11 protein-coding genes and 1 pseudogene are annotated in these 10,241 nt (G+C 67.5%); 7 read left to right on the top strand and 5 right to left on the bottom strand.

Annotated elements, in window-relative coordinates:
* Positions 1 to 32 precede the first annotated feature (32 nt).
* Positions 33 to 671, bottom strand: a complete 639-nt coding sequence (locus E0504_RS46020) for a TetR/AcrR family transcriptional regulator (RefSeq protein WP_241831219.1) — start codon at positions 669 to 671, stop codon at positions 33 to 35.
* A gap of 75 nt (positions 672 to 746) precedes the next feature.
* Here E0504_RS46020 and E0504_RS46015 point away from each other — a divergent pair, with 75 nt between their 5' ends.
* Positions 747 to 1,136 carry a Dabb family protein gene (locus E0504_RS46015; RefSeq protein ID WP_112107690.1) on the top strand — a complete coding sequence of 130 codons (390 nt, stop codon included), beginning with the start codon at positions 747 to 749 and terminating at the stop codon, positions 1,134 to 1,136.
* Between the two features lie 42 nt (positions 1,137 to 1,178).
* On the opposite strand, the gene E0504_RS46010 is transcribed toward E0504_RS46015, so the two are convergent.
* The 4 genes and pseudogenes from E0504_RS46010 to E0504_RS45995 all read right to left on the bottom strand — a co-directional run bounded on the left by E0504_RS46010 (position 1,179) and on the right by E0504_RS45995 (position 5,049).
* A complete protein-coding gene (locus tag E0504_RS46010) occupies positions 1,179 to 1,997 on the bottom strand; it encodes an SDR family oxidoreductase (RefSeq protein ID WP_200835482.1) in 819 nt (272 codons plus the stop codon).
* Between the two features lie 68 nt (positions 1,998 to 2,065).
* Positions 2,066 to 2,455: pseudogene (locus E0504_RS46005) on the bottom strand (ATP-binding cassette domain-containing protein); the annotation flags it as partial.
* 110 nt (positions 2,456 to 2,565) lie between these two features.
* Entirely contained in the window at positions 2,566 to 3,696 is a 1,131-nt protein-coding gene (locus E0504_RS46000) for an ABC transporter substrate-binding protein (RefSeq protein WP_235014920.1), read from the bottom strand.
* Positions 3,697 to 4,323: 627 nt separating this feature from the next.
* Positions 4,324 to 5,049: a carboxymuconolactone decarboxylase family protein gene (locus E0504_RS45995; protein WP_112108963.1), complete on the bottom strand. Its 726-nt coding sequence runs from the start codon at positions 5,047 to 5,049 to the stop codon at positions 4,324 to 4,326.
* Between the two features lie 131 nt (positions 5,050 to 5,180).
* On the opposite strand from E0504_RS45995, the gene E0504_RS45990 reads away from it, so the two are divergent.
* From E0504_RS45990 to E0504_RS45965, 6 genes are all read left to right on the top strand, one after another.
* Complete coding sequence (locus tag E0504_RS45990) at positions 5,181 to 5,846, top strand: TetR/AcrR family transcriptional regulator (RefSeq protein WP_306769394.1); 666 nt, start codon at positions 5,181 to 5,183, stop codon at positions 5,844 to 5,846.
* A gap of 42 nt (positions 5,847 to 5,888) precedes the next feature.
* On the top strand, positions 5,889 to 6,674 hold the full coding sequence (locus E0504_RS45985; RefSeq protein ID WP_112108961.1) for an SDR family oxidoreductase: 786 nt from the start codon (positions 5,889 to 5,891) through the stop codon (positions 6,672 to 6,674).
* Positions 6,675 to 6,787: 113 nt separating this feature from the next.
* Positions 6,788 to 7,606, top strand: a complete 819-nt coding sequence (locus E0504_RS45980) for an NAD(P)-dependent oxidoreductase (RefSeq protein WP_373694013.1) — start codon at positions 6,788 to 6,790, stop codon at positions 7,604 to 7,606.
* Complete coding sequence (locus E0504_RS45975) at positions 7,603 to 8,613, top strand: alpha/beta fold hydrolase (RefSeq protein WP_131627639.1); 1,011 nt, start codon at positions 7,603 to 7,605, stop codon at positions 8,611 to 8,613. The genes E0504_RS45980 and E0504_RS45975 overlap by 4 nt, the downstream gene beginning before the upstream one ends.
* Before the next feature lie 16 nt (positions 8,614 to 8,629).
* Positions 8,630 to 9,610 (top strand): MBL fold metallo-hydrolase, encoded by a 981-nt coding sequence (locus E0504_RS45970; protein WP_131627637.1) that lies wholly within the window; start codon positions 8,630 to 8,632, stop codon positions 9,608 to 9,610.
* Between the two features lie 290 nt (positions 9,611 to 9,900).
* Positions 9,901 to 10,241 (top strand): transposase (locus E0504_RS45965; protein ID WP_131627635.1); only part of this gene is annotated, 341 nt, incomplete at its 3' end.

Below are 10,241 nucleotides of genomic sequence, written 5' to 3'. Positions count from 1 at the left end.
CAGTCTGCTGGGCGCACGAAAACGACTCAGTACTAGGACTCGGTGCCGAAGGCGCGGAGAAAGGTCGCGGCTGCCTGTCCGGCGACGGCCCGCAGCTCCGCTTGGGGGATCTTCCTAGTTCCCAGCCGGGAGCGGGCCTCCAGCGAGCCCGTGAGCAGGGCGCCGAACTGTTCGGCGGCGATCGCGGGGTCGCCGCCGAGATCCAGCCGGCCGGCCAGGGCCAGTCTGGCCAGCCGCGCCGCCAGCGCGTCGTTGACCCGGTCGCTCGCCCGGTCGCGGACGATGTCGAGCAGGTCCGGCATGGTCGTGATCTCCGAGTGCAGCAGCCGCCGGAGCGCCGACGAACGCTCATCGCAGTAGCACTCGGCCAGGCAACGACCGGTCTCGGTGAGCATCGCGGCCAGATCGCCCTGCTCGCGGAGCTGTTCGACGGCGGCGAGGTTACGGGCCAGCGCCTGGTCGGACAGGGCGGCGACCACCTCGCGGAAGAGGTTCTCCTTGTCCCCGAAGTGGTTGTAGAGGGTGTGCTTCGCGACCTTCGCCTCGGCGGCGATCGCGTCCATCCCCGCCGTGTGGTATCCGTCCCGGGCGAAGATCGTGAACGCGCCGTCCAGGATCGCCTGCCGCTTGTCGATCCGGCCTCTCGCTCCGTCCGGCCTCGCTGCGCCCACCAGGCAAGGATAGCTATCGCACGTGCTGGTGCGCTAAAGTGCACTGATTGGTGCATAACGAGCAGGGGAGTTTCGTTGATCGTCAACGTGCTGCGGTTCAGCTTTCGGAACGACGTCACCGAGGATGAGAAGGCGGAGGTGCTGGCCACGATGCGGCGCACGGCCTCGACCGGGTCGGTCGCGTTCGCCGCCGTCGGGCAGGATCTCGGTGACCCCGCTGAGGGATTCACCCACGCCTACCTCGCGGCGATCCCGGACCTGGACGCGCTGGAGCGGTACATGCACGACCCGGTGCATGTGAAGGGTGACGACGTGATCCTGGGGAGGCTGGCCAGGCTGTCGGCGGTGCGACTGTCCGACGATCTGGATCCCGGGCTGCATCAGGCGATCTTCGCGATGCACGCCCGGAAGGCCGCGATGTATCCGGACTGGGGCCGCGAGGTCGAAGCGCTCCTCACCGCCTAGTGTCCTGAGTCGCTGATTCGCTGGCAGTAGGCGGCGAGGGTCTCAAGGATCTCGTCGGCGGTCTTGGCCCAGACGAACGGCGGTCCGTAGGGCAGCTATCACGCCGCCGTCGACTGGGATGTCGATCCCGTTGACGAAGCTCGCTTCGTTGGACAGCAGGAAGGCCACCGCAGCAGCCACTTCGTCGGCGTGGCCCTCTCGGCCGAGCGGCGTCTGTTCCACCAGCCAGTCGTTGGTAGATCGAGTCGCTGCCTCCTGCCGGCCCATGGGGGTGTCGATGATGCCTGGTGACACGGAGCAGACCCGGCCGCCGAGCCGGCCGAACCGGGTGGCTTCGCGCTGCACAAGCCGTTGGACCCCACGTTTCGCCCAGATATAAGCTATTCCGGAGTCCTCGATCGTGGATCCGACTGCTTCGTGTATCCGCTCGAGGAAACCTGCCCCGAGTGGGTCGTCGAGCGCAGCCTCAGCGGCCGGATTCGCCCCGCTTGGGTCGAGCAGCGGCGCGATCGAGGCGAAGTGGACGACGGCTGTGCCTTGCGTCGTCAAGGGTAAGAGCGCTTCGCTGAGTAGGGCGGTGCCGACGAGGTCGACGGTCAGGACCTGACGCCAGTCGGCCATGGTCGGAGAGATGCCTGCGGCGTGTGCGACAGCGCGCAGCGTGCCCAATTCCGATACCCGCGACGACAGACATGACAGACCTTCGCGGTCCGTGACGTCGAGGGGAAACGGTTCGACCTTGGCTCTCCGGTCGTCGCCGACGAGGCTCTTCGCTGTCTTTACCGCTGATCCATCGTCCTTGTCAACCAGGAGCAGGACGTCGACGATGTCCGCAAGCCGTGCCGCGCACGCAGTTCCCATTCCGCGCCCTGCGCCCGTCGCGATTCCGATCGTAGGCATGAGGTCAGTCCTCTTCCACTTGTCCCGAGTGTGCCGAGGTATGTGCGCTCGAGGCGTTTGGTGTCGTTGGCGAGTTCCGTGGCGGGGCCTCGTAGGACGATGGTGCCGTGGTTGAGGACGGCGGCGGTGTCGGCGACTTCGAGCGCGAGGTTCACGTGCTGTTCGACGAGGACTACGGCGCTGCCGTGGTCGGTGGCGATGCGGCGGACGGTGTCGAACAGCGCCTCGGCCACATGCGGTGCCAGGCCCATGCTGAGCTCGTCGACCAGGAGCACCTTGGGCTGCTGGATCAGAGCCCGTGCCATCGCGAGCATCTGTTGCTCGCCGCCGGACAACGCCCCCGCGGGTAGGGTCCACCGCCGCTCCAGAGCAGGGAAGATTTCCAGCATCGACCGGGTTTTCGGGCCGCGACCGCGAGCGCCGCGTACACTCCCCCGTTACCCAGCCCGAGAAGGAGCGAAGCGACGCGGTCCATCACGATCTCCCGACGTTGTTCCGGTCAAGCCTGCGTTGCTGAACCTGAGCCGGTTCAGTCCTCGATCGGAGTGACGCCGAGCGCCTTGTACTCGGCGGGTTGGCCGTCGGAGTTCAGCGTCGTGACGAGGCCTCCGCGGACGCAGACCGAGGGTGATTTCGGGTCGGCCTTGCCGTTGCAGCGGAACCGCATGCCCTCCACGCCTGGAAGGTCCTTCTCCGGCATCGACTTGAGTGCGGCGATGATGGACTCGGAGGTGACGTCCCCGGTGATCCCTTCGACGCCCGACTGGAGGGCGGAAATCGTCGTGAACATGCTCATCCCGAGGACCTGGCTGGTGTCGACGTCGTCGCCGTAGGTCTCCACGACGGCGTTGTAGAGGCGGGTCGAGGAGTTGTCGAGCCCGATCGGCGCCGAGGCGGCGACGACCGTCCCTTCCAGCAGGTCCCCGGGAACACCCTTGCGCGTCGCGTCGGTGATGCACTGCGAGATGGCGCTGATCTGGCCTTCGTACCCGACGGCCCGCAGGCCGTTCATGGCGCTGATGCAGAACGCGTCGTTGCCCACGATGAACACGACCCCAGTGTCGCCGTCCACGACGTTCTGCATCTGCGGCGTCATGTCAGCCGTGCCCGGTGGCACCGGAACGAGATCGAAGTCGATGCCCGCGTCCTCGAACAGCGCCGGGGCGACGTTCTGTACGAGGTTCAGCGCGGCCGGCACGTCGATCACGACCGACGTCACCTTTGTGGCGTCCCGTTCCTCCGCGAGCTGCACGGGAAGGTCGATTACGGCGAAGGAGGAGTCGGTCAGGATGAAGGTCGACTCGCCATCGGCCAGCGGGCCGGCACCGCTCGAGGCGAACAGCACCACAGGGACGTGTCCTTCGTGCAGCGGCTCCCAGACGCTGTCCGAGACAGCCGAGTTGCCCATGAGGACGGCGACGACGTCCTCTTCGATCATCTGGTTTCCGCAGTCGGTGCCCTTGGCGGGGTCTCCCAGCGTCTCGCACTTCACCAGCTCGATGGGCCTACCACCGATACCGGAGCGGCGCTCGTTCAGGAACGCGACGGTCGCGTCGGCCGCCGCCGGCTCGACGGACGTGTCCGCGCCGGCGCTCTTGCCGTCGGTGACCAGACCGATCCGTACCGGCTCGCCCTGCGCCGGCGCCGATGGCCCGAGCACGTCCGCTGTGTTCCCGCCAGTGGCAGGTGTTTCAGCTGAGCCGTCGTCGCCAGAACTACACGCGGCGACAAAAAGCAGGCTAGCAGATAAGGCGGATAAGGCTGCTAAACGCTTTCTCGCGATCGGTCGCCGCGCCCGTGACTGAGCCAGACTGCCGGGCGGTACGGTCGTAAGGTGCATGTTCTTCCCATCTAATGGTCGAGTAGTCCGACAGGTCGCCGGTCAGAGAGCGACACATGACGTCAACAGCGAACGACGGCGTTAACGCCTTAGTTGAAAGTTTTTCGAGGTTCACACGGAGGGCAGGTGGGCGAGAACAGCGCGGGCCGGCGCCGCTACCATCACAGATGACAGTGGCCCTGCGGGAGACTCTCTTTATTCCCTCTGTGCCGACTCTGCTTGGCGGGGTCAACCGCGCGCGGCGTCGACAGCCCGCTTTCTGAGTATTTCCTGTGAGGAATATCCCGGCTACCGGTTCACCGTCGCACTGGGTCAGTCGAGGTACTGCAGTGTTTTTCGGTGTGGCCGGTCGATCGAGAGCCGGGTCATCGCCCTGTCGTAGCCGCCGCTACCTCCTGCCCCGCCCACCGGTGCAGGGGCGGACGGTGCCGGCACTGTCGTGAGCTGCTACCCGTGCAGGCGAGCCCAGGCGTCGTCCGCGCTCGCCTGCAGCGCTTCGCCCTTGGCGAACCCGTAGTAGGCCGAGAACTGCAGTACGACCTCGTCCATCTCGGCCTTGGTGATGTCGCCGGACTGCAGTGCGGCGCCGACGTGCGCGATCAACGGCATCGGCGAGTCGTCGACGGCGACGCTCGCGACGGTGACGAGTCGGCGGTCGCGGCGGCTGAGGCCCGGCCGCTGCCAGACGTGGCCGAACACGTAGCTGAGGATGCCTGCGTGGGTGTACGGCGAGTCGGGCTTGGGTGCCGGCAAGCCGTTGACGTCCTCGAATTCCTTCACGCCGCGCTCAAGTCGTTGGGCCCAGTCGTTCGGGCCGAGTGTGGCATCGGCCAGCATCGGCCACGGCGTCGCGTCCTCGCCGCGTGCGGTCCGGATACGCACCCACTGCCGACGGATCACGCCTTCGACGTGGGACGCCTTGGGCCAGCCGCAGTAGACGGCGAACTGCAGCACGAACTCGAGCATCTCTTCCAGGGACATGTCTTCGCTGTTCAGGGCGGCGTAGACGTGGTCGTCGATGGGTTGCGGCGAGTCGGCCGCCGCGACGCAGGTGAGGGTGACCCACCGGCGGTCGCGGCGGCTGAGTCCGGGCCTCGGCCAGACCTGGCCGAACACGAACTCGTGGGTCGCCTGTTCGAACGGCGTGGTCTTGACAGGCGGGTCGACGGTCATGACCTCGCGGTAGGTCTGGACGGCTGGCGGGTGGGTCACGCGGGTACCTCCCGGCGCTGCATGAGACGTGTTGCCGAACTGTAAGAGGATTGACTCACTTTCGTCCAGAGTGCTTCTATGCAGCCATGCCGATGGTGACTCGCTCGACGAAGGAACAGATCGTGCTCGCCGCGGAGCGCCTGTTCGCGCTGCACGGGATCGAGGGGGTGTCGATGCGCCAGATCAGGGTGGCGGCAGGCAACGGCAACAACTCGGTGGTGCAGTACCACTTCGGCTCGAAGGACCAACTGGCCCAAGCGATCTTCGAGTATCGGCTTCCTCGCCTGCACGAGCGGCGCACCCTGCTGGTCGCCGAGCTGCGCCCGAAGGATCTGCGCTCGTGGGTCGAGTGCCAGCTTCGGACGGTCCTGGAGCAGAGCGAGCAGCCCGGCAGCCACTACCTCAACTTCGTGGCGATGCTCTGGCAGTGCGGCCGCCGTGACGTGTTCGAGAGCATGCCGGAGGAGTTCCGGAGCTCGGTGACGGCATTCGACCAGCAGTTGAAGGCGCTGCTGCCGCACATCGCCGAGCCGCTGCGTACCCACCGCATCACCCACGCGATGACGTCCATCGTGCACGCCGGTGCTGACCGGGAGCGGGCCCGGTCAGGCGGTCAGGCCGTCCTTCCCTTCGCCGTCGAGGTGATGAGCCTCCTCGACGGCATGGTCGGCTTCCTCGAGGCCCCGGTCTCCGAGGCCGCACTCGCGACCCTCGACGGCACCGACCCCGCCGGCGTCGCCTGGCGGACGTTCCTGTGATCAAACGCCAGACGTCCCTTTGACCAACGGAGTAGATCAGCAATGAGCGTGGACCTCGACAACGCGGTCGCACTGATCACGGGAGCTGGCAGCGGTATCGGCCGAGCCGCGGCCCGTTCCTTCACCGCCCGCGGTGCCCGGGTCGTCGTGACCGACGTCGACGGCGCCCGCGCTACCACGGTGGCCGCCGAGTGCGGCGACCATGCCGCGGCGGCGAAGTGCGACGTGACCAGCCTCGCCGATCTGGAGGCCGCCCGGGATCTCGCCCTGGACCGGTTCGGGCGCATCGACATCGTGATGAACAACGTGGGCATCCTCGCCGTCGGCGCCCCGGAAGACATCCCGTTCGAGGCGTGGCAGCGCGTCGTCGACGTCAACCTTCTGGGCGTCGTGCGCAGCAACCTCGTCTTCCTGCCGCTGCTCCTCGAACAGGGGTCGGGCCACGTCGTCAACACCGCGTCGACCGCAGGCCTGCTGCCCTACGGCTTCGACCGCCTCCCCTACACCGCGACGAAGCACGCCGTCGTCGGCCTGTCCGAGGCACTGGCCCTCTACCTTCGGCCCCGGGGCATCGGAGTGACCTGCCTGTGCCCGGCAGGCGTCGCCACCAACATCATCGAACAGATCAGCTTCTACGGCGATCCGAACCCGCCACGAGGCCCCAGCTTTCCCGTCGTGGACGCGGAATCCGTCGGCGAGCTCGTGGCCGACGCCGTCGTCCAGGACCGGTTCCTGCTCCTCACCGCGCCGGAGGCGGCCGACGAGCTCCGCGAACGGGCCGCCGACCTCGACGCCTACCTGGCCCGGCTCGTCAGCGATTACCAATGAGCACTCCGGTCGGTCCTGCCACGGAACGACGCGCTGTTTCGGATCGTGCTCGTCCGTCCTATGGAACGTTCGCTACGGGCGTCGTCGCCCGCGTTCGAGGAGGTTGTCTGATGGTGCGAGTCGGGTTCATCGGGCTCGGCAGCCAGGGCGCGCCGATGGCACGTCGAGTCGTCGAGGACGGCTACCCGCTCACCGTCTGGGGGCGTCGCCCGGAAACGGTGGCGCCGTTTGCCGATACCGCCGCCACCGTCGTCTCGACGCCCGCCGAGGTCGGGGCCGCCAGCGACCTCGTCGGCCTCTGCGTGGTCGCCGACGCCGACGTCGAAGACATACTGCTGCGCCCCGACGGCGTCCTCGCCGGCATGGCCCCCGGCGGCGTCATAGCCGTCCACTCCACGATCCACCCTGCGACCTGCCACCGCCTCGCGGAGAAGGCCGCCGGCCACGGCGTCACGCTGATCGACGCGCCCGTCAGCGGCGGCGCGCCGAGTGCCGCAGCGGGACGGCTGCTCGTGATGGCCGGTGGCGACGAGGTCGCCCTGACCCGGTGCCGTCCGGTCTTCGAAACCTTCGGCGACCCCGTCCTGCACCTCGGCGCCCTCGGCAGCGGCCAGGTCGCCAAGGCGCTGAACAACCTCGTGTTCACCGCGCAGATCGCCGTCGGCCTCACGACGTTCGGTTTCGCCGACGGGTTGGGCGTCGACCGTGCTGCCCTCGCCAGGGTGCTCGCCAACGGCAGCGGCGGAAGCCGCGCCGCCGCGATCCTGGCGCGCTCCGACTTCGACACCTCCGGCATCGCGCAACACGCACCGGTCCTGCGCAAGGACATTGACATCGCCCTCGACCTCGCCAAGGCCGGCGGCGTAACCGACCAACCCCTGCTCTTCGAGCTGGCGGACACCGCCCTGCGCCTGTTAGGACACCACCGATGACCACCCCAGCCACTGCCGTCGTCGACGTCACGGGCCGCGTGCCGATCGACGGGCGCCACCACGTCACCACCTGGGTATTCCCGCCCACAGCCGGAACAGCGGGGCCGGTGCCGTTACTTTTCTGCCTGCCCGGCGGTAGTTACACAAAGGCGTACTGGCACCTCGAAGTCCCCGGCCGCACCGGCTACAGCTTCGGCGAGCACATGGCCGGCCACGGCATGCTCGTCATCGCCGTCGATCACATCGGCACCGGCGAGAGCTCCCGGCACCCCCGAGCCGCCGAACTCACACCCGACGTCGTCGCGGCGGCGAACGCGGCGACACTCGCCGAGCTGACGGAGCGCGCCGTGAAAGGCTCACTCCTACCCGACCTCGGCCCGCTCGAACTCGGCCCGACCGTAGGAGTCGGCCATTCGATGGGCGCCATGCTCGCCATCTTCCAGCAGTCACTGCACGGCAGCTTCGACGCCGTCGCACCGCTCGGATACGGGACAGTAGGACCAATAATCACCTGGGCCGACACCCACGCCAGCATAGGCACCGGCGTGCTCGGCGTGCCCAGCCTGGAGGCAATCATGGAGCCTGCCAGGTCCGGCGCGTTCGACACGCCGTTCGCGGCCGACCGGACCATGACAGCCATGCGTCACCACTTCTACTGGGACGACGTACCCGCAGACGTGATCGCCACCGACGACCTGACAAACACCCACCTGCCAGGCGTCAGCGGCCCACTGTCGATCGTCCCGTTCATCGCCTCCGACCACGCGGGACGCCTCCGCTGCCCGGTGTTCATCGGCCTCGGCGAACGCGACTCCACACCCCGCCACCACGACGAGGCCCGGGCCTACTACTCCTCCCTCGACGTCACCCTGTTCGTGCTGCCGAAATCCGGGCACTGCCACAACGCCGCCGGCACCCGCCGCCTGCTCTGGGACCGCCTCGCGCGATGGATCCGCGCGTTGCCGCCGACCAGCTCCACCGACGGCAGTCTCGGGACCCAGCCATAAGAGGAAGGGTAAACCCATGACAGAAACGTCAGGCACCACCGTCAGCGTAGGCGCGGCCCGCATCGACCGCGTAGAAGAGCAATACCTCCCCGTCCCGTTCATCGCACTCACAGACGACAAGGACTTCATTGCTCGGCGCATCACCCCGCTGCCCGACGGATTCCTCGACCCGGCGACGATGACCTTCCAGTTCTCCAACCACAGCTGGGTCGTCCGCGTCGACGGCCTGACCGTGCTCGTCGACCCCTGCAACGGCAACGGCCGCAAGCGCGGCGTCTCATACTTCGACGACCTCGACCTGCCCTACCTCGAACGCCTGGCCGCAGCCGGCGCACCCGCGGAAACAATCGACGTCGTGTTCTGTACCCACCTGCACCACGACCACTGCGGCTGGAACACCATGCGCGTCGACGAGAGATGGACACCCACCTTCCCGAACGCCGTCTACCTCTTCGTCGACACGGAATACCGGCGTTGGGACACACGCTCACCCGACCCCGACCGCGCCCCACAGGCCGACTCAGGCACCACTGGCGACCTCAACGTGTTCGACGAATGCGTACGTCCCGTCGTCGAAGCTGGCCTCGCCAAGATCATCTCCGCCCCCTACCCGATCTCGCCGAGCCTGTCGGTCGAGGCAGCACCCGGTCACACCTTCGGACACTCGATGCTCCGCCTCACCTCCGAGGGTGCGCATGCCTACCTCACCGGGGACGCGCTCCATCACCCGGCCCAAGTGTCCAGGCCGAAGCTGCACCTGCCAGGCTGCGACGACCTCGCAGCAGCCATAGAAACCCGCCGGAGGCTGTTCAGCAGGCTGTACGAAGAAGACGCACTGCTGTTCCCAGCCCATTTCGCCGCACCACACTACGGCCGTCTCGACCTCGACGGCGACGAATTCGCGTTCCTCCCCGGCAATGCGACCCGAGGCAGTGACAGACGAAACCGACACGTCAACCTCACATCGAGGACGGAGAACCAACAACCGTCGTTCTAGCGATCTCTTACTGGCCTCACCTTGCGGACCGCCCATCACGCCGGTGTACTCAACCACGGCGACACGCTCGACCGAGCACTCACCACCGAACTCGTTGACGACCCCGAACGCCTCGAAACGCGCATATCTCGGCACGTCCCGGCCGAGAAGCCAGCCACGTAGGGGGCTAAGCCTGCAGCGGAATCGTCCAACCCCGACATACGGTGCCGTAGACCAATCGGCAGATGCGCGCGGCAAGCTAAGAGCGTGTCTCACGTGGATGTAGTGGATCTTCTTGCATGATTTGAGATGTGAGCGACCGCCTCGCTCTGCGGCTGGTCCCGGACGATCTGTGGGAGCTGGTGGAACCGCTGCTGCCCCGGTTCGAGACCCGCCACCAGGGTGGTGGGACCGCGCCGATAGAGGATCGGGCGGTGTTCACTGCGGTGGTCTACGTGCTGACGGCGGGGTGCGCCTGGCGGCATCTGCCTGCCGAGTTCGGGGTGTCGGTACCCACGGCGCACCGCCGGTTCCAGACCTGGACCCAGGCGGGGGTCTGGTTCCGGCTGCACCGGGCGGTCCTCGACGCCCACGGCGGGGCCGGGCAGGTCGACTGGTCGTCGGTGATCGTGGACTCCGCGAGCGTGCGAGC

The sequence above is a fragment of the Parafrankia sp. BMG5.11 genome, assembly GCF_004337455.1.
This window is presented reverse-complemented; position numbering and strand designations above follow the sequence as displayed.